General features: G+C 70.1%; 23 protein-coding genes. 14 read left to right on the top strand and 9 right to left on the bottom strand.

Annotated features, from left to right (window positions below; genetic code table 11):
- The first annotated feature begins 456 nt into the window (after positions 1-456).
- The 3 genes from BJ965_RS39920 to BJ965_RS13765 are packed head-to-tail and all read left to right on the top strand — an operon-like array spanning position 457 to position 4308.
- Positions 457-3063 carry a Tox-REase-5 domain-containing protein gene (locus BJ965_RS39920; protein ID WP_184908908.1) on the top strand — a complete coding sequence of 869 codons (2607 nt, stop codon included), beginning with the start codon at positions 457-459 and terminating at the stop codon, positions 3061-3063.
- Positions 3064-3081: 18 nt separating this feature from the next.
- On the top strand, positions 3082-3810 hold the full coding sequence (locus tag BJ965_RS13770) for an Imm52 family immunity protein (protein WP_184908907.1): 729 nt from the start codon (positions 3082-3084) through the stop codon (positions 3808-3810).
- Positions 3811-3870: 60 nt separating this feature from the next.
- Positions 3871-4308, top strand: coding sequence for a hypothetical protein (locus tag BJ965_RS13765; RefSeq protein ID WP_184908906.1), 438 nt, complete (start codon positions 3871-3873; stop codon positions 4306-4308).
- 178 nt (positions 4309-4486) lie between these two features.
- Here BJ965_RS13765 and BJ965_RS13760 read toward each other — a convergent pair whose 3' ends face one another.
- On the bottom strand, positions 4487-4900 hold the full coding sequence (locus BJ965_RS13760) for a DUF192 domain-containing protein (protein WP_184908905.1): 414 nt from the start codon (positions 4898-4900) through the stop codon (positions 4487-4489).
- A 310-nt stretch (positions 4901-5210) separates the two neighbouring features.
- Here BJ965_RS13760 and BJ965_RS13755 point away from each other — a divergent pair, with 310 nt between their 5' ends.
- The 5 genes from BJ965_RS13755 (at position 5211) to BJ965_RS13735 (ending at position 9265) form a co-directional block, all read left to right on the top strand.
- The gene (locus BJ965_RS13755; protein WP_184908904.1) at positions 5211-5870 is read left to right on the top strand and encodes a hypothetical protein; all 660 of its coding nucleotides are present in this window, start codon (positions 5211-5213) and stop codon (positions 5868-5870) included.
- Positions 5858-6886, top strand: coding sequence for a hypothetical protein (locus BJ965_RS13750; RefSeq protein ID WP_184908903.1), 1029 nt, complete (start codon positions 5858-5860; stop codon positions 6884-6886). The genes BJ965_RS13755 and BJ965_RS13750 overlap by 13 nt, the downstream gene beginning before the upstream one ends.
- 140 nt (positions 6887-7026) lie before the next feature.
- Entirely contained in the window at positions 7027-7905 is an 879-nt protein-coding gene (locus BJ965_RS13745) for an LLM class flavin-dependent oxidoreductase (RefSeq protein ID WP_184908902.1), read from the top strand.
- 35 nt (positions 7906-7940) lie between these two features.
- A complete protein-coding gene (locus BJ965_RS13740; protein WP_184908901.1) occupies positions 7941-8402 on the top strand; it encodes a GNAT family N-acetyltransferase in 462 nt (153 codons plus the stop codon).
- 62 nt (positions 8403-8464) lie between these two features.
- The gene (locus tag BJ965_RS13735) at positions 8465-9265 is read left to right on the top strand and encodes a class I SAM-dependent methyltransferase (RefSeq protein ID WP_184908900.1); all 801 of its coding nucleotides are present in this window, start codon (positions 8465-8467) and stop codon (positions 9263-9265) included.
- 55 nt (positions 9266-9320) lie between these two features.
- On the opposite strand, the gene BJ965_RS13730 is transcribed toward BJ965_RS13735, so the two are convergent.
- The gene (locus BJ965_RS13730) at positions 9321-10481 is read right to left on the bottom strand and encodes a winged helix DNA-binding domain-containing protein (RefSeq protein ID WP_184908899.1); all 1161 of its coding nucleotides are present in this window, start codon (positions 10479-10481) and stop codon (positions 9321-9323) included.
- An 809-nt stretch (positions 10482-11290) separates the two neighbouring features.
- Between BJ965_RS13730 and BJ965_RS13725 the strand changes: the two genes are divergently transcribed.
- The 4 genes from BJ965_RS13725 to BJ965_RS13710 all read left to right on the top strand — a co-directional run bounded on the left by BJ965_RS13725 (position 11291) and on the right by BJ965_RS13710 (position 16454).
- Positions 11291-12064, top strand: coding sequence for an isoprenyl transferase (locus BJ965_RS13725; protein WP_184908898.1), 774 nt, complete (start codon positions 11291-11293; stop codon positions 12062-12064).
- A 497-nt stretch (positions 12065-12561) separates the two neighbouring features.
- Positions 12562-13887 carry a PhoH family protein gene (locus tag BJ965_RS13720; RefSeq protein WP_184908897.1) on the top strand — a complete coding sequence of 442 codons (1326 nt, stop codon included), beginning with the start codon at positions 12562-12564 and terminating at the stop codon, positions 13885-13887.
- A gap of 420 nt (positions 13888-14307) precedes the next feature.
- Positions 14308-15009, top strand: coding sequence for an aggregation-promoting factor C-terminal-like domain-containing protein (locus BJ965_RS13715; protein WP_184908896.1), 702 nt, complete (start codon positions 14308-14310; stop codon positions 15007-15009).
- 137 nt (positions 15010-15146) lie between these two features.
- Positions 15147-16454: an AI-2E family transporter gene (locus BJ965_RS13710; RefSeq protein WP_184908895.1), complete on the top strand. Its 1308-nt coding sequence runs from the start codon at positions 15147-15149 to the stop codon at positions 16452-16454.
- Between the two features lie 80 nt (positions 16455-16534).
- Here the strand turns inward: BJ965_RS13710 and BJ965_RS13705 are convergent, their stop codons facing one another.
- Entirely contained in the window at positions 16535-17068 is a 534-nt protein-coding gene (locus BJ965_RS13705; RefSeq protein WP_030842655.1) for an alkyl hydroperoxide reductase, read from the bottom strand.
- A 6-nt stretch (positions 17069-17074) separates the two neighbouring features.
- A complete protein-coding gene (locus BJ965_RS13700; protein WP_030842656.1) occupies positions 17075-17629 on the bottom strand; it encodes a peroxiredoxin in 555 nt (184 codons plus the stop codon).
- Positions 17630-17762: 133 nt separating this feature from the next.
- Here BJ965_RS13700 and BJ965_RS13695 point away from each other — a divergent pair, with 133 nt between their 5' ends.
- Entirely contained in the window at positions 17763-18713 is a 951-nt protein-coding gene (locus tag BJ965_RS13695; protein ID WP_184908894.1) for a LysR substrate-binding domain-containing protein, read from the top strand.
- A gap of 28 nt (positions 18714-18741) precedes the next feature.
- Here BJ965_RS13695 and BJ965_RS13690 read toward each other — a convergent pair whose 3' ends face one another.
- From BJ965_RS13690 to BJ965_RS13670, 5 genes are all read right to left on the bottom strand, one after another.
- Entirely contained in the window at positions 18742-21084 is a 2343-nt protein-coding gene (locus BJ965_RS13690; RefSeq protein ID WP_184908893.1) for an ABC transporter permease, read from the bottom strand.
- Positions 21081-21770 (bottom strand): ABC transporter ATP-binding protein, encoded by a 690-nt coding sequence (locus tag BJ965_RS13685; protein WP_030842666.1) that lies wholly within the window; start codon positions 21768-21770, stop codon positions 21081-21083. Before BJ965_RS13685 ends, BJ965_RS13690 begins: the two co-directional genes overlap by 4 nt.
- A complete protein-coding gene (locus BJ965_RS13680) occupies positions 21767-22291 on the bottom strand; it encodes a PadR family transcriptional regulator (protein WP_184908892.1) in 525 nt (174 codons plus the stop codon). Before BJ965_RS13680 ends, BJ965_RS13685 begins: the two co-directional genes overlap by 4 nt.
- Positions 22292-22466: 175 nt before the next feature.
- Positions 22467-22727 carry a hypothetical protein gene (locus BJ965_RS13675; RefSeq protein ID WP_184908891.1) on the bottom strand — a complete coding sequence of 87 codons (261 nt, stop codon included), beginning with the start codon at positions 22725-22727 and terminating at the stop codon, positions 22467-22469.
- Complete coding sequence (locus BJ965_RS13670; protein ID WP_030842677.1) at positions 22724-23659, bottom strand: SPFH domain-containing protein; 936 nt, start codon at positions 23657-23659, stop codon at positions 22724-22726. The genes BJ965_RS13675 and BJ965_RS13670 overlap by 4 nt, the downstream gene beginning before the upstream one ends.
- A gap of 261 nt (positions 23660-23920) precedes the next feature.
- Between BJ965_RS13670 and BJ965_RS13665 the strand changes: the two genes are divergently transcribed.
- Entirely contained in the window at positions 23921-26209 is a 2289-nt protein-coding gene (locus BJ965_RS13665; protein ID WP_184917125.1) for a transglycosylase domain-containing protein, read from the top strand.
- Positions 26210-26272 lie beyond the last annotated feature (63 nt).

Below are 26272 nucleotides of genomic sequence, written 5' to 3'. Positions count from 1 at the left end.
CAGACCGGTCCCGCCACACCCCGGCCGCGGGACCGGCCTGGTCCGGCCCTGGAAAGCCGCTCGCGCTGAATCGTGGTGCCTGTGTCAGCCGCAACAGGCCCGTCCCCAGAGGAATTGGGCCTGGGATTGGGCCTGTGGGCCCAGGTGGCTTGAAGTGACCGAACGTACGCTCTGGACCTGGATCGACGAGGGGGATCGAGGTCATCCGGAGCGCCTGGACGCGGCACCGGCTGCGCGTTCACGGGTCCGCGGAGCCGCGGGACCGGGGTTGTATGCCGTACGTGAGCGGGCCCCGGCGCGGATACCGTCACGACTCGGCGCACAAGCCTCCGTAGCCGTAGCCGTAGCCGTAGCCGTAGCCGTAGCCGTAGCCGCCTTCGCCCCATCTCCTGGGGCGCGCCCGTACGGCCCTCCTTCCCCTGACCGGTCCTCCTGCTCGCCGAGTTGAGGAGTGGCATGTCTGCGTTCGGGGGCGTTCCGGTGTTCGGCGGCGATGGATGGTCGTCGGGGAGTGGGCGGCGCCGGGAGCTGCCCGGGCCGCTGTCGGTCGCGTTGGTGCTCGTCCACACGCTGTTCGCCTTCACGGTGCTGGGCGGGATCGGTCTGCTGGCGACGGCGGCGTCGCTGGACGCCGTGGACATCCGTCTGCTGGGGCAGGTGGCGTTCGCGGCGGCGCCGGGCACGATCGGGTGGGTGCTCGCGCGCAGGTCCTGGTCAGGCGGCGTGTGGGTGTGGCGGGGCCTTCTCGCCCTGCAGGCATGGCTGATCCTCGCTGCTCTGGGCAACGTCGGAGACGGCTCGGGGCGGGGCTTCACGCAACTCTTCCTGCCCATCCTGATCGTCGTGTTCCTGACCCGTCGGCAGAGCCGGGAGTGGTTCCGGCTGCCGGATGCGGAGCGAGCGGATCGTCGCCCGTTCTCGATGGCGCGGATGATCCGCTGGCGCCGGGACGAGGGCCAGACGGCGGTGGAGTACGCGGGGCTGGTGGCCGTGGTCGCGGCGATCATCGCCGCGCTGGTGGTCAGCGGGCTGGGGACGCAGATCTTCACCGGTCTTCAGTCGGCGGTGTGCAAGGTCACCGGTACGGCGTGCCCGGCGGCGGCGGGAAACGGCGGCGAGGAGGTTCAGGCCGGGGACGGCGCTGACGGGACCGACGGTGAGAGGCCCGACGGGTCCGGACCGGCCGACCCGGGCCAGGAGGGCCAGGAGGGCCATGGCCAGGGTGATCAGGGCGCCGGCGGCCAGGGTGACGAAGACGGCGGCCAGGGTGACGAAGACGGCGGAGCCGGTGTCGGCGGCACAGGCAACCGCGGCACCGGAGGAACCGGGCCCGGCGGAGCCGACTCCGGAGGTCAGGACGCGGGCGGAGCCGACTCCGGAGGTCAGGACGCGGGCGGAGCCGACTCCGGAGGTCAGGACGCGGGCGGAGCCGACTCCGGAGGTCAGGACACCGGCGGAGCCGACTCCGGAGGTCAGGACACCGGCGGAGCCGACCCCGGAGGTCAGGACACGGGTGGATCCGTCTCGGGTGGCCCGCCCGGCGGAAACAGCGGAGGGAACGGCTCTGCCTCGCAGGACGGCGAGGGCGGCGAGGGCGGCGAGGGCGGATCCAACGGTGTCACCGGCGGCGTTTCCGGCGAGGACACCGGCGCTTCCTACACCGAGGAGACCGACGAGGAGAAGGACGAAGCGGCAGAGGACGAGCCGGGTTGGGAGGAGGACGAGGAGGCCGCCGAGGACGGCGCCGACGAAGGCGGTGACGAGGGCTGCACCTCCGGCTTCGGGGCCTTCTTCGGCTGCGTGGGGGACCAGTTCAAGCAGGTGGGGCAGGGCCTCTTCGTCGACGGCATCTGGGGTGACGTCACGGGCATCTGGGACACGGTCACCAACCCGGGCAAGGCGTGGGAAGGCCTGAAGGACTACGGCAGCTCGCTGGGCGATCAGTGGTCCGAGGATGCCAAGGACGCGGGCGGGAAGTGGGAGAACGGCGACTACTTCGACGCGCTCACCGACTGGGGCGGCGCCTCGTGGAACACGGGCGTCAAGGTCCTGGACGACATGTTCGTGGGCGACGAGGTCCGCGACCAGTGGAACAACGGCGAGAAGACCCGTGCGGTCACGAACGTCGTCTGGAACGTCGGCTCGCTCTTCATCCCCGGCTACGGCGAAGCCAAGATCGTTCAGAAACTCGGCAAGCTGGGCAAGCTCGGCAAGCTCACCGAGAACGCCGCGGAAGCGGCGGCGGACGCCAGGAAGGCGGCCAGGGCCGGTGACGTCGACGCCGCCGAGAAGGCGGCGAAGGAGGCCGACGAGGCGGCGGACGCGGCCGAGGAGAGGGCGAGGCAGTCCGGCTGCACCATCGCCTCCGCTCCCGGCCGCCGTGTCCCGTACGGCGGCGCCCCGGGCTTGACCGGGTCGGCCGGCAGCGGCACCACCGTCCTCGCCGCCGGGGGGTCCCGTTCCCCTTACGTCGTGCTGGCCGAGGGGGGCTGCGACGAAGAGGCCAAGAAGCAGGCCGAGGAAGCCCGCAAGCAGGCCGAGGAGGCCGAAAAGGCCGAGAAGGAGGCGAGGAAGGAGGAAAGCCGCAAGAAGGTCGCCAAGTGGAAGAAGCCGTCCTGGTACAACGACCTGAGGAACCCGCGGAAGGGCTCCAAGGACGGTGGCGACGGCCACTGGAAGGCCAAGAAGGCGGTGGCGTACTGGCCGAAGTCAGAGGTGTGGATGCGCTACCAGGAGCAGGTCTCCAAGGTGAAGCGCGGCAAGGAATACGCTGTCAAGGACCCCAGGACCGGCAGGGACGTCGACTTCGACGGGTGGGATTCGGCACGGCAGACTTACGTCGAGGCGAAGTTCGGCTACAGCAACAAAGTGCGGGCGGACGGCACACTCGAACCCGCTCAGGCGACCAAGTTCGTCGAGCAGGCGCGGCGGCAGCTGAGTGCGGCGAACGGGAAGCCGGTCGAGTGGAACTTCTCCAACAAGGCGGTGGCCGAGGCGGCGGAGGAAGCCTTCGACGAAGCCGGCATCGGGGTGGTCGTCAAGTACACACCGTGGGAGAAGTGAAAGACGGGAGTGCGGATCATGAGTGCGGTGACGGTGGCTGTGCACTGGTGGGCCAGATCCGAGACGCCGCAGGAGCAGGCGGAACGCTGGTCGGTGCTCCTCGCCCGGCTGACGGAACTGTCCGACGGCGAGCTGACGGAGTGGCGTTGGGACGTGGACGACGACGGCCCCGGCCCCCTGGTGCCCCGGAGTGCGGGTGAGTTCGCGACAGCGCTCCAGGCGGCGAACACGCATGACGACGTCGGCATCATCGGCTGGACAGCCCACGTGGTCGGACGCCGGCCTGACGGTGGCTACGTCCAGGTGTGGGTCTCGGCGGGCGGCACGAACGAGCACAGCCCGTTCTTCGTGATCGTGAAGCTCTTCCCCGGGCCCGGGGCGTCGGCCTCGCCGCTCGCGGACCGTCTCGCCGAGATCCTCGCCGCGCTGGCGGACGCCTGGGACCCGGACACCGGCCTTGCCTACGATCGTGAACTGTTCAAGACCGTCAAGGCGGCCTACGGTCTGTCGGCCCCCGCCCCCCGCTGCGGCTGGTCGGTCTACCTCTCCGAGAACCGTGCCGCGCGCGTCCCCGGCGACTTCACGGCCCGACGGCTGCCCACCGAGCACGGCGGTCTGGTCCTGGACCTCGCGGTGAGCCCCGGCGAGACCCCGGACACCGAAACGGTCCTTGCGGCTCACAGAGCCCTCGCTGAGAGCGGCGCCCTGGAACCCATGCCCGTACCCGCAACGGGTCCGAAGCTGTGACGATAGGGCTCACCGAGCCGGAGGGCCGGCGGTGAACGACGAAGTGGTGAGTGCCCCTCGATGAGCGTGCAGCAGCATCTGGCCCGGATCAGCGACCTCCTTGCCCGCCCCCTGACCGGAAGCGACGCCGCCTACCACCTCGTGATCTTGCGCGAGAGCCGTGACTTCGCTCCGCCGAACGACGACTGGGGCGAGCTCATGCGGACCAGCGAGGAGTTCGAGGGGGAGCTGATCGACCTGGCAGCCGCCTTGGACGCCCGATGGGGCCCGCACGCCACCCTCTCCATGGAGGGTTGCGTGCACGCCTTCATGGATCCGGACGAAGACGACCTCCCGCCCTTCTTCCGGTACCTGTGCGAGAGCGGATACTTCGGCGACCTCCTGTACTGGCGGGTCGGTGACCGTCTGCTCGCCGTGAGCGTCGGCCACGAGGACAAGGAGGAACCGGTCGTGCTGTTCGCGGGGGTGACCGGTTCCGGCGAGGGGTTCCCCACCTAGGAGCGAGCGGCTCCCGGCCAGGCGCCCGGGCCGCTGTCGGCTGCCCCCTGTCCGAAAGGCAAGCCGGGTGGGCCTGACGCGCGCTGACGCACTCGTGTCGCGGCCGCGCTTCCCCCGCACGGCCGCCGGCACACCGCGCGCGGCGGCCGGTCACCGACTCAGCCGACCGTCACGCACGTCACGAGCGGGGATGACCGGCGCCGGCGTCGTGCGCCTGACTCCGCGCCACGACGACCTCCACCCGGGCCCCTTCCCGCATCCCCCACCCCCTCATCGCCCCGGACTCCGCCTCCACCACATGCCGGGCCCGCAACCGGGGCATCCCCAGCAGCCCGGGCCGCATGGTCCGCACGGCGATGACGCGAAGACGCCGATCGAGATAGGCGACATCGATCGCCATGCGCATCCGAAAGGTGTGCACGCTGTTGGCCGGGGAGAGCAGGATCGCCCCGTCGAGGGAGTCCCGCCCCAACAGCCCCTTCGTACGGGCCCGATAGGAGGCGGCGATCTCCAGCGGCACCCTGACGGACGCCTCGCCACCACCCCCGTGCACGACCAGCTCCCCCTGCCCGTCCCGCCAACGCCGCCCCATCCAGGCCCCCTCCGACCGTGTCGCATGCCAACGGCTCTCCGCCCCGAAGGTATCCGCGGACAGCAGCCCTCACATGGGCCCACGGGCCTACGCCCTTTGCTGATTCCTGACTGAAACGCCCGACCTGGCACCGCTGTTGACGTCCGCCAATGACGCGTTATGCAACCGTTACGGCTCGAACCGGACGACGAAACGCCGATTCCTCCTCATACGCCCCGCCGGTTGACAAGCTTCACCCTGGTGCGTCCGCACCCCGCTGTATAGCTTTGGTTCGCTCAAGAGAAGCTTCGCCTCTGACCGGGAGCCGACCGTGAACCGCCGCCCCACCCTGCTCGCAGCGCTCACGCTGACCGCCGCAGCGGCCCTGACGCTGTCCGCGTGCGGAAGCGACGACAGTTCCGCACCCAAGGACAACGACAAGATCGCGGGAGCCGACACCGGCGACAAGGCGTCGCCCTCGCCGAGCGAGAGCGAAGCGGCGTCCGCCGGCCGGCCGGCCATCACCTTCCCGTCCGATGCCAAGAATGTCTTCGAGTACACGAAGACCGGCGACGCCGCCAAGGACGCGGTCCTCAAGGACAGCACGCTGAGCGTCAACTCCGTGGACGAGGCGATCCTCAAGGGGAACACCGACACCAAGGCCCTCGGTTTCTACAACGTCGGCAAGGCGCTGGAATCCTCGGTCTCCTACGCCCAGCGGTACATCGACGGCGGCGACACATGGATCGGGGAGACGCGTTACTTCGACTACAAGGTGAACCTCACCGGCGAGTCGAAGGCCTATGTCACCTACTGCTCCGATGAGAGCAAGTCCTACATCAAGAACCGGAAGACCAAGAAGGTCGACAGGTCGCCGGCGGATGCGGACTCCTACGTGCTGTACAACACCAGCCTCACCAGAAACGCCGATGGCGTCTGGCAGACGTCCAACATCGGCTCGGACAGGGGGAACAAGGCGTGCCAGCCGTAAGAAACTCGGCGCGAGTCATAACAATCCTGACCTTGGTGTGCTGCTCTGTCTTCGCTGCCCAGACGGCTTTCGCCAAGCGCGACAAGTACGGGAACAACGGGGACAGCCAGCAGAGCGCCAACGCAGGCAAAGACGGCACCGTCTCCGTCACCGTCGGCGGCGTCGTCTTCGACCGATCGAAGAACGGCAGCGGCAACTCCGCGGGCGCGCTCACGTCGACCACGTCCTGGTCCCCGCCGCCCTGCTGGTACGCCCCGAAGTACACCCCGGACCAGTTGAAGAAGTACCTCGAGCCGACCTGGGAGGCCGGTTCGACGGGCTACGAGTGGGACGCGAAGCAGCGGGACCGCTACGTCAACGGGCACCCCTACAAAGACTTCAACAAGGACAAGACCGGCAAGGGCTACTTCTGGGACTCCTTCGTCAACAAGGACTTCCCTCCGGGCTGGGACTCCTGTGAGGAGCCCATCTTCTGGGTGGACCAGGGCGACCCCCCGCCCGCGAACATCAAGAACGCCGTCACTCCGAAGGTCCTGGCCGAACTCGCCTACGCCGAGATCCGAGTCCCCGGCACCAAGGTGACCCTGGCCCCCGCAAACCAGACCAAGGTCAACCTGCCGACCTGGGCCTGGCTGGACGCCGCCGACTTCAAGCCGGTCTCCGTCACCGCCTCCGTACCGGTCATCGGCGTCACGGCGACCGCGACGGCGAGGCCCACGTCTCTCAGAATCGAACCGGGCACCAAGGACGCCGAGACCTACCCGGCCTCCGGAGTCTGCCCGATCGACAACGGACGCATCGGTGAGCCCTACGCGAAGGGCAAGGCGGACCGGACGCCGGCCTGCGGAGTGAGGTACCTGCGCTCCTCGGGCAACGGCACGTACCCGCTCCAGGCCACCGTCACCTGGGAGATCGACTGGACCGGCAGCGGCGGCGCGAGCGGCGACCTCCCCGACGGCACGTTCGGCGCCACGCAGGACGTGGTCGTACAGGAGATCCAGGCCGTCAACCGCTGAGCCGAACCACAGCTCCGACCGGCAGGCGGCCACTCGTACGGTGGCCGCCTGCGTGTCGACCTGACGCCGGCCCACCCGGCTGTCTCGGACAGCTGATAAATGGGTTGCTCCGCACCTCCGGTCCTGGGTAGGAACCCGGCATGACTCCCCTAGGCGCAGTCTTCCGCCCCCAACTGTCCCCCGAGCGACTGCGGTCCGTCTGTGCGGTCGCGGAGAGGGCCGGGCTCGAGGAGCTCTGGCTCTGGGAGGACTGCTTCAGAGAAGGTGGCATCTCCACCGCCGCCGCCGCCCTCGCGTGGACCGAGCGGCTGCGGGTCGGGGTCGGACTGTTGCCCGTGCCCCTGCGGAACGTGGCCATCACCGCCATGGAGGCCGCCTCGCTGCACCGGATGTTCCCCGGTCGGGCGATCCTCGGTGTGGGGCACGGCGTGCAGGACTGGATGGGGCAGGTCGGTGCCCGGGTCGAGTCGCCCGTCACCCTGCTGCGAGAGCATCTCGTCGCGCTCCGGGCCCTGCTGGCCGGCGAGCGGGTCACCGTCGAAGGGCGGTACGTCACGCTCGACGACGTCGCGCTCGACTGGCCGCCGGAGGGACCGCACGGCGGGGTGCTGGCCGGGGCCACCGGGCCGCGGTCGCTGCGGCTCACCGGTGAGGCCGCCGACGGCACCATCCTCACCGCCTCCACCAACGCCGAGGGCGTGCGCACGGCACGGCAGCTCGTCGAGGAGGGGCGGGCGGCGGCCGGCCGCGGGGCCGGGCACCACCCCGTCGTCGTCTACCTCCTCACCGCCACCGGGCCCGACGCCGACAGCCGGCTGCGCGCGGAACTCGCCGCCGAGGGGGTCGACTCCGTGCCGGACCTCGGGGTCGCCGGAGACGCCGGAGCCGTCGCGAAGGCCGTCGGCCGGCTGGTCGAGGCCGGGGCCGACACCGTCGTCCTGCAACCGACGGCGGACGAACCCGACCCGGAGGGATTCGTGCGGTTCGCGGCGGAAGAAGTGCGTCCGCTCGTCCCCTGAGGCTCGTTGTCAGTGGTCGCTGCCACACTCCTGGCATGAGCGATGACGACGTGGACGTGCGTCTGCGCGACGTGGTGGAAGCCGACCTCGAGTTCTTCCTGGCGTACGAGCACGATCCGGAAGCCGTTCGGCGGTCGAGGTTCACCCCTCGGCCGCGCGAGGCGTTCCTGCGGCACTGGAAGACCAAGGTCCTCGGCGACGACACCGTCTTCGTGCAGGCCGTGACCGTCGACGGTGACGTCGCCGGCAGCATCGTCACCTGGTGGGACGGGGACCGCCGATTCCTCGGGTACTGGCTCGGACGCCCGTACTGGGGCCGCGGCATCGGCAGCCGCGCCCTCGCCCTCTTCCTGGAGCGGGAGCAGAACCGGCCCCTGCACGCCGACCCCGCCGGCGACAACACCGGTTCCGTGCGCCTCCTCGAGAAGCACGGCTTCCAGCGGACCGGCACCGTCCGGCAAGGGGACAACGAGCACGTCATGCTCGTCCTCGCGTGAGCGGGAAGCGCGTGAGCGGAAATCGTGTGACTTCCCCGTCCACCCCCTGCCACCATCCCTCCATGGCAGAGCACCGGAACCCGCACACCGCCACCTTCGAAGACCTCCTCGCCGAAGGGGCCTCCGTCCCGACGGACGGCTGGGACTTCTCCTGGTTCGAGGGGCGGGCGACGGAAGCACGTCCCTCCTGGGGATACGCCGTGTCGGTGTCCGAGCGTCTCGGCCGGGCGAGTGCGGTGCTCGATGTGCAGACCGGGGGAGGAGAGGTGCTGGACTTCGCCCTCGCCACGGCCCCCGCCCCGAAGCCGCCCCTCGTCACGGTCGCCACCGAAGGCTGGCCTCCCAACGTCGCCAAGGCCACCGCCCTGCTCCGTCCGCGCGGCGTCGCCGTCGTCGCCGTTGCCGAGGACGACCCGCTGCCCTTCGCCGACGGCGCCTTCGACCTGGTCGTCAGCCGCCATCCCGTCCGCCCGCACTGGGACGAGATCGCCCGCGTGCTCCGGCCCGGCGGGACGTACTTCGCCCAGCACGTCGGCCCGAGCAGCGCCTTCGAACTCGTCGAGTACTTCCTCGGGCCCCAGCCGGACGGGGTGCGCGGTGCCCGCCATCCCGAACGCGAGCGTGCCGACGCCGAGGCCGCCGGGCTCGACGTCGTCGATCTGCGGGCGGAGCGGCTGCGCATGGAGTTCCACGACATCGGCGCGGTCGTGCACTTCCTGCGCAAGGTGGTCTGGATGGTCCCCGGCTTCACCGTGGAGGCGTACGAGCCGCGGCTGCGGGAGCTGCACGAGCTCATCCGCGCCGAGGGCCCCTTCGTCGCCCACAGCACCCGCCACCTCTTCGAGGCGCGCAAGCCCGGCTGACGCATGACCTCGGCCTCGGCACACGCAGGCGGCGCCGACGCCGACACCCGGCCGGTCACGCGTGCGGACCCACCGTCACCTCCCCCACCAGCAGCTCCGGCGTCGCTTCCAGCGCCTCGCCCACCCGCTCCACCTGCTCGCCCAGCTCCCGTTTCTGCCGTGCCGTCAACCGGACGAGCGGCTCGACCGTGACGGTCGTACGACGGCCCCGGCGCCGCTGGTGCCACACCCCCGCCACGACACCGTCGACGAGCAGCACCGGGTGGTTGCCCGCCTGCCCGCCCCCGAGGGCGCGCTGGTAGGCCGCCGCGGGGAACAGCCGCTCGCGGGGCTGCCCGGCGATGACGTACGCGTCGAAGTAGGGGAGCAGGCGCACCCCCCGTGGCGGGCCCTCCGGGAAGCCGGTGTCGCCCGCCGCCACCCAGGCCGGTGTCCCCTCGAAGCGGACCTCCTCGATACGGCCCGCCGCGGCCAGTTCGCCGAACAGCGTCGTGGCCCAGCCGGGCGGCGCCGCCAGCCAGCGCGCGAAGTGCTGCGGCGTCGCCGGTCCGTACGCGTGCAGATAGCGGTGGACGAAGGCAGCCGGCGCGTCCCCCGGGTCCGTCTCCGGGTTCCCGGGCAGCGGGCGGGTGTATGTCGCCTTGCGCCCCCGGTTCGGGCCGAAGCACAGCGTGCCCGCCCAGCCGGCCCGGTGCATCACCTGGCGCCAGCGCGGCCACAGGTCCTGGAACGCGGGCATCACGCGGTCGCCGGCCCACGGGCCCGTGCGGGCGACGACCTCCTCGGACAGTTCGTCGAGAGTGAGAAACCTGCCGTCGAGTGCGTCGCCGATCGCCGCGACGACCTGGCCGGCTTGCTCCTCCGTGAGCCGTACGCCGGGCGGGAAGGGGCTCGGGCCGCTCGGCACCGCGGTCAAGGCCGCCGAGAAGAGGGGGAGGTCCCGGGCCGGGAGGAGATGGACGGTGCCGCGCGGGCCGTACGTCTTGATCAGGGACCGGTCGTCCCACAGTGCGGCCCGTACGTCCGCCCGCGTGACCCCGTCCGCCCGCATCCCCAACGACACCTCGGCCGCGGAGAGCACCTGCGCGTGCGCGCCCAGCATCGCACCGGCCACCTCGGCGACCGGTGTGCCGGCCCCGGCCGGTCCGGCCAGAAACTGCCGCTCCGCCCGGCGCGCGCTCGCCGCGTCCCATGTGATCTCCACGGTCGTCGTCATGGTCCGACGCTAGACGCGAAAGAGGACAGATCCCGGCCTATATACCCGGCCGGCCCATGCCGCCCGTGGGTCACGCCTTTCACTCACTGCACTTGCGCATCTTCCGACGAGGGTTTTCACATCGTTATCGACCACAACTCGCCTCCGCGCCCTTGCTCACGTAGGTTCGGACCAGGGTAATTCGCGTGAGCAAAGCTGCGCGGGCGGTACCGCGCAGTGGAGGGGGCTGCGCGGTGCCAGGACCTCCCCGTCGAACCGGAGCGCCGGCGATGTCGAGTCGGCAAAGCGGTGAATCCTGGTCGACTCGGGGGCTGTGACGGTCAAGCGGGCGTTCGTGGCCGGGTCACCCGTCGGGGGGATGTCGGGACAAGTCACCCGAGTGGCCCCCAAGGCGCGGCAAATCCTTCGGATCCTGCCCCGAGGCGCCCGATTCCCCAGCGTATGCGCAGTGTTCCGGCCAGAAGTGAGCCCTGAATGAGGGCTTCCGCGAGCATCGCCGCGTTGTCGGGCGGCTCCGGAGAGTAGTTGTGACACGCCGATGCACGCAGCATCACTTACGAAGGGTTATGGTGGAAACCCCCCCTCGGGCCGGTCCGTCTCCCCCCCACGGACCGGCCCGTTTTTCTTGGTCCGCCGGGCGGCTCGAACCACCGGCCGGAACCTTTCCTTCCGCCCCCGTTGGCGGCCCACGGCCGCCGCGGGGGTAGGCTTCGCCCCCGGGGACTGCCATACGGGCAGGGACCGCCCGCGGCCACGACCGGGCCGCACGCCGCGGCCTGTCCGATCCGTACGGAGGGGCTGACAATCACGTGAACCTGCGCGACAAGCTGCGTGGCCTGCTGGTCAGGCTGTACGCACGCCGGGTGGAAGGCCACCTGGACCACGCTCAGGTGCCCAAGCACATCGGCGTCATCATGGACGGCAACCGGCGCTGGGCGAAGGCCGCCGGTTCCAGCACCGTCGACGGTCACCGGGCCGGGGCCGGGAAGATCGAGGAGTTCCTCGGCTGGTGCACCGAGACCGACGTCGAGGTCGTCACCCTCTGGCTGCTGTCCACGGACAACTTCGACCGGCCGCAGGAGGAACTCGTCCCCCTGCTCGGCATCATCGAGGACGTCGTCCGCACCCTGGCCTCCGACGGCCGCTGGCGCGTGCACCACGTCGGCACGCCCGACCTGCTGCCCTCCGCGATGCAGACGGTCCTCAAGGAGGCCGAGGAGGCCACGGCACACGTCGACGGGATAGTGGTCAACGTCGCCATCGGCTACGGCGGACGCCAGGAGATCGCCGACGCCGTGCGGTCGATGCTGCTCGACGCCCAGGAGAAGGGCACCTCGATGGAGGCGCTCGCCGAGGCCGTCGACACCGACATGATCGGGCGTCACCTCTACACGAGCCACCAGCCCGACCCCGACCTGGTGATCCGCACCAGCGGCGAGCAGCGGCTGTCCGGATTCATGCTCTGGCAGACCGCGCACTCCGAGTACTACTTCTGTGACGTGTTCTGGCCGGCGTTCCGCAAGGTCGACTTCCTGCGCGCCATGCGCGACTACGCGGCCCGCCACCGGCGCTTCGGCGGCTGAGAACCTCCGCGGCGACGCTACGCGGCCGACCTCCGCCACCGGCGCTTCGGCGGCGGCCGAGAGGCTCCGCCGTCAGCGTTTCGGCAGCTGAGAAGCTCCGCCCCCGGCTGACCACCCGCCACCAGCGCCCGTAGCGGCTGAAAACCCCCGTCACCGGACACCATGGACGCAGGACGTCCCACGTCGCAACACCTCCCGGTACCCCGTTGAAGACGCACGTAACACGGAGTTCACCGGCTCGCCGTCATATGCCGTGGCATGGCGACGCTCGTTCGAGGGCATAACCCAGACAGGTCGACGCCCGAACCACGGGTGTCGGATCTCAGCGGACGGCACGGGGCCGTCCGCCCGGGAGGCCCTTTGCACCAGCCCGATCGTGCGGTCACAGCACGGACGAAGAGGCGGAGGGCCGGTTCTCGGCCCGCGCAGGGCGGCCGACGACCGGTCCAGCTCCATACCGTCGCTCCCCGACCTCATCCGAGGGGGTACGTCCTTCCGTGGTGACCAGCACAAAGCGCCACAAGCCCGACCGGCGCACCTATGTTCTCGACACCAGCGTCCTGCTGGCCGACCCGAACGCCCTGAACCGCTTCGACGAGCACGAGGTCGTGCTCCCCATCGTCGTGGTCACGGAGCTGGAGGCGAAGCGGCACCATCCCGAACTCGGCTACTTCGCCCGGCAGGCCCTGCGCCTGCTCGACGAGTTCCGCGTCCGGCACGGTCGCCTCGACGCCCCCATCCCCATCGGGGACCTGGGCGGGACGGTCCGTGTCGAGCTCAACCACTCGGACCCCAGCGTGCTGCCCAGCGGCTACCGCCTGGGGGACAACGACTCCCGCATCCTCGCGGTCGCCCGCAACCTGCAGGCCGAGGGGTTCGACGTCACCGTCGTGTCGAAGGACCTCCCGCTCAGGATCAAGGCGTCCTCCGTCGGACTCCTCGCCGAGGAGTACCGCGCGGAGCTCGCCATCACGGACTCCTCCGGCTGGACCGGAATGTCCGAACTGACCCTGCCCGGCGAGCAGGTGGACATCCTCTTCGAGGAAGGGCACGTCCACGTCCCCGAGGCCGCCGGCCTGCCGGTGCACACGGGCCTGATGATCCAGTCGGAGCGCGGCAAGGCCCTTGGCCGGGTCACCCCCGACGGCAACATCCGTGTCGTGCGCGGGGATCGTGAGGTGTTTGGCATCAAGGGCCGCAGTGCCGAGCAGCGGATCGCGCTCGACCTGCTGCTCGACCCGGACGTCGGGATCGTGTCGATGGGCGGCCGGGCCGGCACCGGCAAGTCGGCGCTGGCGCTGTGCGCGGGCCTGGAGGCGGTGCTGGAGCGCCGTCAGCACCAGAAGGTGATGGTCTTCCGTCCGCTGTACGCGGTGGGCGGGCAGGAGCTGGGCTATCTGCCGGGCTCGGAGGCCGAGAAGATGAGCCCCTGGGCGCAGGCCGTGTTCGACACGTTGTCGGCGGTCACCAGCCGTGAGGTCATCGAGGAGGTCACGGCGCGCGGGATGCTGGAGGTCCTGCCGCTCACCCACATCCGCGGCCGCTCGCTGCACGACGCGTTCGTGATCGTGGACGAGGCCCAGTCGCTGGAAAGGAACGTACTTCTTACCGTTCTGTCCCGCATCGGGGCCAATTCACGGGTGGTTCTCACCCATGACGTGGCCCAGCGGGACAACCTCAGGGTCGGCCGGTACGACGGTGTCGTCGCCGTCGTCGAGAAGTTGAAGGGGCATCCGCTCTTCGCGCACGTGACCCTGACGCGATCCGAGAGGTCCCAGATCGCCGCCCTTGTGACCGAAATGCTCGAAGACGGGCAGATCTGACCGACTGCACCAAGTCGTGGCGGTTATCGGATAGTTGGCGCCGTCCGGAAAAGGCCAAGAGCCTAGCCGGGCGGCGCCTTCGCATGTAGGCGTTTCTGTGAATCTCCCGCGTCAAACGGGATGTGAGCTTTCACACGCAACTCAGAATTGCCTTGCCCCGTCCGGTTACGGCAGAGTCTCACTCCTGTCAGGCCCCGCATACGACACACCTGTACCCCCAGCGGTACGGCACCACAAAAGCATCAGCATCAACTGCATAGCGATGTCGTATGCCGCCCGAGCTACACACGGCACTCCCTCCGGGGGAGTTGCCCACCGGGCCCGCGCCTCCCGTGACCCCGCAGTTGGGGAGGCCAGTGCCAGGGGCACGATTGCGTCCGCGAGGGTCACCGAAGCGGGCGATGCTGGAAGGAAAACCGTGTGAGCCGGATCTCGGTCCGGGGATTCGCAGTGGCCTCGGCCACGGCGGTCACCGCTGTCGGAAGCGTCGTCGGCGTTGCCTCGGGCAGCACCGCGCAGAACAACGACGCGGAAGCGACGGCAACCGGCGCCACGCTGCTCGCGGACATCCCCGCGGGCCAGCAGGCCCAGGTACAGACCGCGTCGCTGACGCAGCAGGCCGACGCACAGGCCATCCAGGCGGACGCGAGCGCGAAGAAGGACGCCGAGGAGGCCGCCCGCAAGGCCGCCGCCGAGACGGCCGTCGCCAAGAAGGAAGCCGCCGAGAAGGCCGCCAAGGCCGCCGAGGAGGCAGCCAAGGAGCGCGCGGAGGTCAAGGCCGCCGCCAGCCGCTCCAAGGACATCTCCGACTTCCCCGTCGCGAGCTCCTACAGCATCGCCCAGCTCCAGGCGATGGCACGGCAGCTGGTGCCATCGGGTCAGTTCCAGTGCTTCAGCAACATCGTGGACCACGAGTCCGACTGGAACTACAAGGCGGTCAACCCCTCTTCCGGGGCCTACGGCATGTTCCAGGCGCTGCCCGGTTCCAAGATGTCGTCCGCCGGCGCCGACTGGCAGACCAACCCGGCCACTCAGATCAAGTGGGGCCTGAACTACATGAACGACCGCTACGGCAGCCCCTGTGAGGCCTGGTCGTTCTGGCAGGCCAACAACTGGTACTGAACCGACCGGCCCACGGCCGATCCCGCCCTTCGCGCGAGCCCCGCACCGCAGTCCGGTGCGGGGCTCGCGCCATGTACGGTCGGACGGACGACTCCCCGGGGGGAGTGGTGCGCCGAGACGGGGGAATAGGACGGATCATGTCGCGAGTGCCAGGGTGGCTCGGCCGGATCGGTGCCGGGCTGACCGAGATGAGCGAGCGGTACAACGAACGCCGCGCCGAGGCCGAACGGGAGCGGGACGACTCCGACTCCCCGGAGCTCGCCGACGACCACGTGCCGCCGCCCCCGGATTACGCACCCGACGTCGCCGCCCGCCCCGATCCCGCGCTGGCCGTGCCGTGGGGCGTGCGGGTCGCGGCCGAGGCGGGCTGGCGGCTCCTCGTCCTCGCGGGCACCCTGTGGGTGCTGATGCGGATCATCAGCGCCGTCCAGCTCGTCGTGCTCTCGTTCGTCATCGCGCTGCTCATCACGGCCATACTGCAGCCGACGGTGGCGCGGCTGCGGCGCCACGGCGTGCCGCGCGGACCGGCGACCGCGCTGACGGCCGTCCTCGGGTTCGTCGTCATCGGCCTCATCGGCTGGTTCGTGACCTGGCAGGTCATGGAGAACATCGACGACCTCTCGAGCCAGATCCAGAACGGCATCGACGAGTTGCGGAACTGGCTGCTGAACAGCCCCTTCCACGTCACGGACAAGCAGATCAACGAGATCGCCGCGAATCTGCGTGAGGCCGTCGGAGCGAACACCGACCAGATCACCTCGGCGGGTCTGGAGGGCGTGACGGTCGTCGTCGAGGCGCTCACCGGGATCCTGCTGGCGGTCTTCTCGACGCTGTTCCTGCTCTACGACGGCAAGCGGATCTGGGAGTGGACGCTGAAGCTGGTGCCGGCGGCGGCGCGGCCGGGAGTGGCCGGAGCCGGCCCGGTGGCGTGGCGGACGCTGACGGCGTACGTGCGGGGCACGGTGATCGTCGCGCTGATCGACGCGATCTTCATCGGTCTCGGCATCTACTTCCTCGATGTGCCGATGGCCGTGCCGCTGGCGGTGTTCATCTTCCTGTTCGCGTTCATCCCGCTGGTCGGCGCGGTGGTGTCCGGGGCGCTGGCGGTGGTCGTCGCCCTGGTCACCCAGGGGGTGTTCACGGCCGTCATGACACTGGTGGTGGTGCTGGCGGTGCAGCAGATCGAGGGGCACATCCTGCAGCCGTTCATCCTCGGGCGCGCCGTCCGGGTGCATCCGCTGGCGGTGGTGCTGTCGGTCGCGGCGGGCGGGATGGTGGCCGGGATCGGGGGTGCGGTGGTGGCGGTGCCGCTGGTGGCGGTGACGAACACGGTCGCCGGGTATCTGCGGTCGCACTCGCAGAAGTCGGCGCTCCGGCACTCGGTGCGGCCTCGTGGGGCCACGGCCGTGAGCGCGGATCCCGGACCGGAGACACCGCCGCAGTAGCCGGGCCTCGGAACGACAGCAGGGCCCCGCCCACCGGTCAGGTGGACGGGGCCCTGCGATGCGAGGCGTGCGGCCGGGGATTACCCGGCCAGGACCGCCTCGGCGTCCAGCGTGACGCCGACCGCCTGGATCACGGAGGCGATCTTGAACGCCTCCTGGACGACCTCGCGGTCGAGGCCCGCCTTGCGCAGCACCTGCTCGTGCGAGTCGAGGCACATGCCGCAGCCGTTGATGGCCGAGACGGCGAAGGACCACAGCTCGAAGTCGACCTTGTCGACGCCCGGGTTGCCGATGACGTTCATCCGCAGGCCCGCGCGCAGGGTGCCGTACTCGTGGTCCGACAGCAGGTGACGGGTGCGGTAGAAGACGTTGTTCATCGCCATCACCGCGGCGGCGGCCTTGGCGGCCGTGTACGCCTCCGGCGACAGGTTCGCCTTCGCCTCCGGCTCCAGCTCACGCAGCACGATCGGGGAGCGCGAGGCGATCGCCGTCGACAGCACCGTGCCCCACAGCTGCTGGGCCGGCAGGTCGGAGTTGCCGATGACCGAGCCCAGGTTGAGCTTCAGGTCCTTGGCGTAGTCCGGTATGGCGGACTTCAGGGCATCCAGCGACATGTCAGATCACTCTCCGGAGAGCAGTGCGACGGGGTCGAGGGTCTCGTCGCCCTTCGACCAGTTGCAGGGGCAGAGCTCGTCCGTCTGGAGCGCGTCCAGGACCCGGAGGACCTCCTTCGGGTTACGGCCGACCGAGCCCGCCGTCACCATGGAGAACTGGATCTCGTTGTTCTGGTCCACGATGAACACCGCGCGCTTGGCGAAGCCGTCCTCGCCCTCGATGCCGAGGTCGCGCATCAGCTCGTGCTTGGAGTCGGCCATCATCGGGAACGGCAGGTCGCGCAGGTCGTCGTGGTCCTTGCGCCAGGCGTGGTGGACGAACTCGGAGTCGCCGGAGAAGCCGAGGACCTGCGCGTCGCGGTCCGCGAACTCCTCGTTCAGCTTGCCGAAGGCGGCGATCTCGGTCGGGCACACGAAGGTGAAGTCCTTGGGCCAGGCGAAGATGACCTTCCACTGACCCTCGTAGGTCTTGTGGTCGATCTGCTGGAACTCCTTGCCCTTCTCCAGCGAGACGCAGGCGGTCAGGTCGAACTCGGGGAACTTGTCACCGACGGTGAGCACACACACTCCTTGCAGCGAAGAAACTCCCGGATCGCGGGGGTTTCCCATGGGTTGGACCGTGTTGATGTTGGCACAGGCTCGATTGATTACGGAAATAGCTACACTCGGTCGGGTTGATCGGAGGTAGTTATCAGTGACTGTCGGTAATAAGCGCAGGCAGCCCAGTCTGGCCCAGCTCCGGGCCTTCGTCGCGGTGGCCGAGCACCTTCATTTCCGGGACGCGGCCGCCGCGATCGGCATGAGCCAGCCCGCCCTCTCGGGAGCCGTTTCGGCCCTGGAGGAAGCACTCGGAGTGACGCTCCTCGAGCGTACGACGCGCAAGGTGCTGCTCTCACCCGAGGGTGAGCGGATCGCCGTACGGGCCAAGGCGGTTCTGGGGGAGGTGGGCGCGCTCATGGAGGAGGCCGAGGCGGTCCGGGCGCCCTTCACCGGGGCGCTGCGGCTCGGGGTGATCCCGACGGTCGCGCCCTATCTGCTGCCGACGGTCCTGCGGCTCGTCCATGAGCGGTATCCGCACCTCGACCTCCAGGTGCACGAGGAGCAGACCGCCAGCCTGCTCGACGGTCTCGCCGGCGGTCGGCTCGACCTCCTGCTGCTCGCCGTGCCCCTCGGTGTACCGGGCGTCACCGAACTGCCGCTGTTCGACGAGGACTTCGTGCTGGTCACGCCGCTCGACCACGGGCTCGGCGGGCGGGAGGGCATTCCGCGCGAGGCGCTGCGCGAGCTGAAGCTGCTGCTGCTGGACGAGGGGCACTGCCTGCGCGACCAGGCTCTCGACATCTGCCGGGAGGCCGGCCGCGACGACGTGCCGGTCACCACGACCGCCGCGGGGCTGTCCACGCTGGTGCAGCTCGTCGCGGGCGGGCTCGGTGTCACGCTGCTGCCGCGCACCGCCCTGAGGGTCGAGACCTCCCGCAGCAACCAGCTCCTCACCGGGTACTTCGCCGACCCGGCCCCCACCCGCAGGATCGCACTGGCGATGCGGACGGGGGCCGCGCGCGGCGCGGAGTACGAGGAACTGGCGGCCGCCCTGCGGCAGGCGTTGCGCCCCCTGCCCGTACGGGTCCTGGAGCAGGACGCCTGACGACCCGTACGGGCGGTCGGTACCGCCGCTACTCGGTGCGCAGCCCGTCGGGCCGCATCAGCCTCAGCAGCGGCGGCAGGCTCAGCAGCGTCACCACGAGGACGACACCGGCGCCGATGCCGGTCATCGACAGCACACTCGGCCAGTCCACCCGGACCGCGGTGTCGGTCATCCGCAGCAGGACCGCGCCCAGGGCGATGCCCACCGTCGCGGCGAGCAACAGGCCCAGCCCGATGGGGATCGCCGTCTGCCACAGCACCGACAGGCTGAGGGTGCGGCGCCTGGTGCCGAAGGCGACCAGGGACGACAGCAGCTTGCGGCGTTCGCGCAGCTGCTCCAGCTGCGACACGAGCAGGCTCGCCCCGATCAGCGCCAGTACGCAGGCGGAGCCGACGGACAGGCCCGTGCGGATGGTGGCGTAACGGTCGTTGCTCTCGATGCTGTGCCAGGTCATGGGCTGGACCGCCGGGTCGATTCGCGCGGCCGTGTTGCGCGCGTGGTCGTAGGCGTCCGGCACCGAGAGGTCCAGGCTCAGGAAGAGCCGCGCCGAGGTGAACGCCGCCAGCTTCCCGGGCAGCGCGCCGGGCGTGACCAGGATGCCGCCGCGCACGTACCCGGTGGGGTCCTCACGGGACTGGACCTGGCGGATGTCCTGCGGCACGGTCCAGGAGACCGGGCCCTCGCCCGAGCGTGCGGTGTCGCCCTCCGGTTCGGGCGTCCACAGGGTCGTGCCGGGCTCGGCCAGGTGGTCGCTCGCGCTGTCGTACTCCGAGCCCTTGGCCGCGAAGACGTCCCCGTCGCGGCAGGAGGGCAGCGTGGCCACCTCCCGCAGTGACGCGCAGTCGGCCAGAGTGATCTGGACGGAGGAGTCCTCGTCGCCCCGGTCGAAGAGATAGACGTCGGACAGGGTGGTGACCTTGCGCACGCCCTCGGTCTCGCGGTACTTGCCGATGACGGCCGAGGGGTCGGACCCGTCCGGCACGTCCACGCTCATCTGGGCCCGGGACACGTCGTACTGCGACGCCCGGGTGTAGTTGCCGTCCACCCCGGCGAACAGCATCTGCAGGGCGATCGCCCCGGCCACCGCCACCGCGATGCCGTTGACCATCCGGGCCGCCGCGCCACTGCTCAACTGAAGTCGCCGGACGGCCAGTTGCCAGGCGACTCCGCCCGAGCCGAGGCGGGCCACGACCGTCTCCACCACCCAGGGGAGCAGTGCCGTGACGCCGACCAGCAGGAGCATCACGCCGCCGACGACGAGGTACTGGTTGAAGGTCCCGCCGTCGTTGCCCTGCCCGATCATCGGGTAGAGCAGTGCGATTCCGCCCAGCGGCAGCAGCAGCCGCCACCACAGCCGGCGCCGTGCGGGCTTGGCCGTGCGCACCACGCCGAGCGGCTCGATGACCACCCCGCGCAGGGCGAGGATCGTCACCAGGACCGCCGCCGCCGGCACCGCCAGCGCGACCAGGACGGCCAGCACGGGGGAGGGGTTCAGATAGCTCGGGAACACGCTGACGTGGAACACCTCGGCGGAGGCCGCCAGTTCGCGTCCGAGCAGGAAGAACCCGGTGCCGAGGACGAGCCCCAGCACCGAACCCGCGAGCGCTTCGCCGGCGGCGATCCGCCGGGTCATCCGGCTGTCGGAGCCGACCAGTCGCAGTGCCGCCAGCCTGCGGTCACGCCGCTCGCCGCCGAACCGTACGGCCGCGGCGATGAACACGGCGACCGGCATCAGCAGCACCACGAAGACGACCAGGACCAGCAGGAGCAGCACCGGGTCCCAGGCGTCGGACGACCCCAGGTCGTCGTTGCCGAAGCTGTCGATCCGGGCGCCGCTCGCGGGGCCCTCCAGCACCTTCTCCAGCCCCTTGCCGCCCGCGAAGTAGGCCAGTTCCTGCGAGCCGACGAGCCCCTGCTCGCCGATGGTGCCGGCGATGCGGTAGTCCAGCCGCTCCCGCAGCAGCTTGCCGTCGTCGGAGGCGAGCAGTTCCTTCAGCGCGGGGGAGACGACCATCTCGCCCGCCGCCGGGAACGCGGCGACCCCCGGCGGCAGCGGGGCCCGCGGGCCCTCCGGCTCCAGCAGCCTGCCGCGCACGTCCAGGTCCCGGAACGTGGTGTCCGCGTCCACGACCATCAGCGTGTCGTCGGCCTTCGGCATCTTCTGCTGGCTGAACGTGTGGTCGCTGCGCGCCTCCTCACGCCGGTCCCGTTCCGCCAGGGCGCTCGGGATGGCGGCGGTGAGCAGCAGCAGCGCCACCCCGAGCCCGACGCCGACAGCCGTGAGCAGCGACCGTGTCCACCCCTCGCGCCCACCGGCGAGGGCGAACCGGGCCCCCATGGCGAGGTCCCGGCTCCACTGCCCGACGCTCATACGACGCGCTCCATGTCACGGGACTTGCCGTCCCGTACGACGATCTCGCGGTCGGAGTACGCGGCCACGCGTGCCTCGTGCGTGACGAGCACCACCGCCGCGTTGGCGGACCGGGCGGCGTCCGTCAGCAGCTCCATCACCCGCTCGCCGTTGAAGGAGTCGAGCGCCCCGGTCGGCTCGTCGGCGAAGACCACCCGCGGGTTGGTCACCAGCGACCGCGCGACGGCGACCCGCTGCCCCTGACCGCCGGACACCTCGCCGGGCCGCTTCTTGCGGAGGTCGTCGACCTCCAGCCGTTCCATCCAGGCCAGCGCGGTCCGCTCGGCCTCCTTGCGGGACGACCCGTTCAGCCGCAGCGGCAGCGCGACGTTCTCCACACAGGTGAGTTCCGGCACGAGCTGCCCGAACTGGAACACGAACCCGAACTCGGAGCGCCGCAGCGCACTGCGCTCGGCGTCGCTCATCGCGGTCACCTCGCGCCCGTTGTACGTGATCGAGCCCGAATCGGGCATGACGATCCCGGCGAGACAGTGCAGCAGCGTCGACTTGCCCGACCCGGACGGGCCCATCACGGCGACGACCTCGCCGGGATGGATGGAGAACTCGGCGCCGTCGAGCGCGGTCGTCGGCCCGTACGCCTTGCGCAGATCCTGGGCGGTGAGGAGTGAACCAGGGGGAATCGTCACCGGGTCACCGCCTCACGGAGCTTGTCCAGACGCGCCGCGGTCAGCTCCAGCCAGCGCAGGTCCGCCTCCAGGTGGAACAACGCGTGGTCGCAGATGAGCTGGTCGGCCAGATCACCCTTGCGCTTGCGGTCGGTGAGGATCCGCATGCTGCGCAGGTGCTCCGAGCGCTGGGTGTCGAGGATGTCACCGGCGTCGCGATGGGTGAGCAGCGCCAGGACGACCTTGGTGTAGAGCGTCGACTGGAGGTACGGCTCCGGCTTCTCGGGCGTGGCGAGCCAGCGCACGACGTCGGTGATGCCGGCCTCGGTGATCGCGTACCGCTTGCGCTCGGGACCACCGCCCGCCTCGATGCCGTCGACCTCGACGAGGCCGTTCTTCAGTAGCCGGGACATCGTCGAGTAGACCTGGCCGTAGTGGAGCGGCCGGTCGTGACCGAACTTCTCGTCGAACGCCCGCTTCAGGTCGTAACCGTGACGCGGGCCGGACTCCAGGAGCCCCAGGAGAGTGTGACCGATGGACATGAGCAGGACTGTACACGGGGTGTATACGCCGAATGTATACGCGGTGTGTGTAGGTCGTGGCCGGGCGGGCGTGAGCGCAGGTCGAGGGCCGTTGTCACGATTCCGCAACAGCCCTGCCCGTGCTCCGGCGGCCAGGTCCGCGGCCTCCCGGTCCGGCGCCGGGGGCCGAGGCCGTTCAGTCCGACGGGGGTCTGGGGGCGGAGCCCCCGGGAGGCCGTCCGCGCCGGGGCAGTGGTCCCGTGTCCCGCGGCAGGCGCCCCGACTCCGCCAGTGCCCTGCGCAACAGGAACTCGATCTGCGCGTTGGCCGACCGCAGCTCGTCCCCGGCCCACCGCGCGAGCGCCTCGTACACCGCCGGGTCCAGCCGCAGCAGCACCTGCTTGCGCTGCTGCTGCGGCCGGCGCCGCGGGCCCGGGCCTTCGTCGGGGACCGTCACTGGTAGAGGGACCCGGTGTTGAGGACCGGCTGCGCGGCCCGGTCACCGCACAGCACCACCATCAGGTTGGAGACCATCGCCGCCTTCCGCTCGGAGTCCAGCTCCACGATGTCCCGCTCGGTGATCCGGGCGATCGCGGCCTCCACCATGCCCACCGCGCCGTCCACGATCTGCCGGCGCGCCGCGACCACCGCTCCGGCCTGCTGCCGCTGGAGCATCGCCGAGGCGATCTCCGGCGCGTAGGCGAGGTGCGTGAAGCGGGACTCGATGATCTGTACCCCGGCCGCCTCCACGCGTGCGTGCAGTTCGACGGCGAGCTTCTCGGTGATCTCCTCGGCGTTGCCGCGCAGCGAGAGGCCGTCCTCCTCGTGGGCGTCGTAGGGGTACTCGATGGCGATGTGCCGCACGGCCGCCTCGGTCTGGGTGGAGACGAACTCGATGTAGTCGTCGACCTCGAAGGTGGCCTGGGCGGTGTCCTCGACGCGCCACACCACGACCGCGGCGAGCTCGATCGGGTTGCCGTAGGCGTCGTTGACCTTGAGGACGGCGGTCTCGTGGTTGCGCACGCGGGTCGAGATCTTCGTGCGGGAGGTGAAGGGGTTCACCCAGCGCAGGCCGTCCTGCCGGATCGTGCCGCGGTACCGGCCGAAGAGCTGGACGACGCGGGCCTCGCCCGGCGCCACCATGTTCAGCCCGCACATGGCGAGGAACGCCGCGAGGGCGACCAGGATGCCGCCGATGATCAGCCCGGCCTTCGCGCCGCTCGCGTCCACCGAGGTGGCGGCCGCGATCAGCCCGGCGCCGGCCAGCAGCCCGAGCAGTCCGAGCAGCAGGGCGAGCCCGCCGCCGATGCTGTGCGCGGTGAACTCCCGCACACGTGGCGCCGGCATCTCGGGCACGTCGGCGATGACCTGCGTGTCGTGTGTGGACATGGATGGTCCCCCGTTCTCCTGTCGAAGCCACTTCTGCATAGCTTCTGTCTAGCTAAGTGATATCACTTTTTCGCGTTGTGGCAACCCTCCGGGTGTCTCGTACGTCGGTTCCGGTGGGATGGGTGCTGATTGTCACGTCCGCAAAGGGCCGGATCGGCAGCCCTATCTCTTATCTCCCGGTGTTAGCTTTCTGAGCTGACCTGAGCGGCGAACCTGTGTGACATGTGAGCACACATGAACGAAGCGGAGCAGATCGGACTCATGGGACGAGCGGAAGAGAGACGCGCCCGACAGCGCGGTGGGCGCCGGGCGGCACCCAAGAGCCACCGTTCGTCGGCCGCGGCCGGGAAGAGCGGCATACGCAGGCTCTTCACCTGGAAGAAGATCCTCGGCACCTTCTTCGGCCTGTGCCTGCTGGGCATGGGCGCCTTCATCGTGCTGTACATGGTGATCGACATCCCCGAGGGGAACGCCGACGCCAAGCGGCAGAGCAACATCTACAAGTACAGCGACGGCTCGATCATGGCCCGCGACGGCAAGGTCAACCGCGAGAACGTCGATCTGTCCCGGGTCCCGAAGGAGGTGCGGATGACGTTCGTCGCGGCCGAGAACAAGACCTTCTTCAAGGACGCCGGCGTCGACTTCAAGGGCACCGCCCGGGGTCTGTTCAACACGGTCTCCGGCCGGGGCGCGCAGGGCGGTTCGACCATCACCCAGCAGTACGTCAAGAACTACTACCTGACGCAGGAACAGACCGTCTCGCGCAAGCTCAAGGAACTGGTCATCTCGCTGAAGCTGGACCGGGAAAAGTCCAAGGACTACATCCTCGCCGGCTACATCAACACCAGCTACTACGGCCGCAACGCCTACGGCATCCAGGCCGCCGCCCAGGCCTACTACGGCAAGGACGCCGAGAAGCTCACCGTCGCGCAGGGCGCCTACCTCGCCGCACTGCTCCAGGCCCCCAGCCAGTACGACTGGGCCGTCGCCTCGGAGAACGGTAAGAAGCTGGTGAAGGCGCGCTGGAACTACGTCCTGGACAACATGGTCGAAGAGGGCTGGCTGAGCGCGTCCGAGCGGGCCGGGATGAAGTTCCCGGTGCCCAAGGAGCCGAAGCCCGCCCCCGGCATGGAGGGCCAGAAGGGCTACCTGGTCAACGCGGCCAACGCGGCGCTGGAGAAGCAGCTCGTCGCCGACGGCACCGCCGACAGCGCCAAGGAAGCCGAGGCACTGGTCAACGCCGGCGGCTGGACCCTGACGCTCAACATCGACAAGAAGAAGCAGGCGGCGCTGGAGAAGTCCGTCCAGCGGCAGCTGAACAGCAAGCTCGACCCCGACAAGCGCAAGGTCGACGGAGACGTCCAGGCCGGTGCCGCGTCCGTGAACCCCAAGACCGGCGCGGTGGTCGCGATGTACGGCGGTGAGGACTACTTCAAGCACTACACGAACAACGCCACCCGCTCCGACTACCAGCCCGCCTCCACCTTCAAGCCGGTCATCCTGGCCGCGGCGCTGGAGGAGCAGGCGACGACGCAGAGCGGCAAGCCGATCACCGCGAACACGGTCTACGACGGCACCAGCAAGCGCCCGGTCGTGGAGGACGGCACCAAGGTCGGCTTCGCCCCCGAGAACGAGGACGACCGGAGCTACGGCCCGATCTCCGTCCAGACGGCGATGAACAGGTCCGTCAACTCCGTCTTCGCGCAGATGGGCGTCGACGTCGGCATGTCCGAGGTGGTGAAGGTCGCCGGCAAGCTCGGCATGGACACCGAGAACATGGAGGCCGTGCCCGCGCAGACCCTGGGCAGCATGGGCGCGAGCCCCCTGCAGATGGCCGGTGTCTACGCCACCCTCGACAATCACGGCAAGAAGGTCACTCCGGCCCTCGTGAAGTCGGCCGAGCGCCTGAACCAGAACGTCCCCATGCCCGACCCGGTCGGCGACCAGGTCATCAGCCGCGAGGCCGCCGACTCCGTCACATCGGTGCTGACCGGCGTGGTCGACGACGGCACCGCCCAGAAGGCCGTGGCCGAGAACCCCGGCCGCAACGGCCAGCAGGTCGCGGGCAAGACCGGTACCTCCGACAACAACAAGTCGGCCTGGTTCACCGGCTACACGCCCGACCTGGTCACCTCGGTCGGCCTGTTCGGCGAGGATGCCAAGACCCACGCCCAGGTCCCGATGTACAAGGCGGGCGGCGAGCCCCGCGTCAACGGCGGCGGGTTCCCGGCGCAGATCTGGGCGGCGTACACCTTCGGTGTGATGGGCGACGTCGACAAGTTCGACCTGGAGACCCAGCAGGGCGCGGCCGTCGAGCCGGCCTGGACGCCGACTCCCTCGCGGACGCCGACCAAGGAGCCCACGCAGGAGCCGACGACCGAGGCGCCGTCGTCGTCCCCGCCGCCGACGACCGAGGCGCCGTCGTCCTCCCCGCCGCCGTCCCCGTCGACGACACCGCCCACCCTCACCCCGCCCACGTCCCCCCAGACGACACCGCCGGGCGACGGAGGCGACCCGTTCGACCCGATCAGGCCGGGCGACGACGAGTAGAAGAGCAGGAGACGCCGAAGGGCGCCCGGTGCACACCGGGCGCCCTTCGGCCTGTTCCGTCTC

Origin of the sequence: Streptomyces luteogriseus (genome assembly GCF_014205055.1) — a bacterium.
Classification (GTDB): Bacteria; Actinomycetota; Actinomycetes; order Streptomycetales; family Streptomycetaceae; genus Streptomyces; species Streptomyces luteogriseus.
This window is presented reverse-complemented; position numbering and strand designations above follow the sequence as displayed.

Bases quoted from the DNA above. Each gene is read 5' to 3' on its own strand.
- BJ965_RS13670 (WP_030842677.1), bottom strand. From the start codon at position 23,659: ATGTCCACACACGACACGCAGGTCATCGCCGACGTGCCCGAGATGCCG.
- BJ965_RS13760 (WP_184908905.1), bottom strand. From the start codon at position 4,900: ATGGGGCGGCGTTGGCGGGACGGGCAGGGGGAGCTGGTCGTGCACGGG.
- BJ965_RS13710 (WP_184908895.1), top strand. From the start codon at position 15,147: ATGTCGCGAGTGCCAGGGTGGCTCGGCCGGATCGGTGCCGGGCTGACC.
- BJ965_RS39920 (WP_184908908.1), top strand. From the start codon at position 457: ATGTCTGCGTTCGGGGGCGTTCCGGTGTTCGGCGGCGATGGATGGTCG.
- BJ965_RS13690 (WP_184908893.1), bottom strand. From the start codon at position 21,084: ATGAGCGTCGGGCAGTGGAGCCGGGACCTCGCCATGGGGGCCCGGTTC.
- BJ965_RS13765 (WP_184908906.1), top strand. From the start codon at position 3,871: ATGAGCGTGCAGCAGCATCTGGCCCGGATCAGCGACCTCCTTGCCCGC.
- BJ965_RS13665 (WP_184917125.1), top strand. From the start codon at position 23,921: ATGGGACGAGCGGAAGAGAGACGCGCCCGACAGCGCGGTGGGCGCCGG.
- BJ965_RS13680 (WP_184908892.1), bottom strand. From the start codon at position 22,291: ATGTCCATCGGTCACACTCTCCTGGGGCTCCTGGAGTCCGGCCCGCGT.
- BJ965_RS13730 (WP_184908899.1), bottom strand. From the start codon at position 10,481: ATGACGACGACCGTGGAGATCACATGGGACGCGGCGAGCGCGCGCCGG.
- BJ965_RS13740 (WP_184908901.1), top strand. From the start codon at position 7,941: ATGAGCGATGACGACGTGGACGTGCGTCTGCGCGACGTGGTGGAAGCC.
- BJ965_RS13735 (WP_184908900.1), top strand. From the start codon at position 8,465: ATGGCAGAGCACCGGAACCCGCACACCGCCACCTTCGAAGACCTCCTC.
- BJ965_RS13770 (WP_184908907.1), top strand. From the start codon at position 3,082: ATGAGTGCGGTGACGGTGGCTGTGCACTGGTGGGCCAGATCCGAGACG.
- BJ965_RS13705 (WP_030842655.1), bottom strand. From the start codon at position 17,068: ATGTCGCTGGATGCCCTGAAGTCCGCCATACCGGACTACGCCAAGGAC.
- BJ965_RS13745 (WP_184908902.1), top strand. From the start codon at position 7,027: ATGACTCCCCTAGGCGCAGTCTTCCGCCCCCAACTGTCCCCCGAGCGA.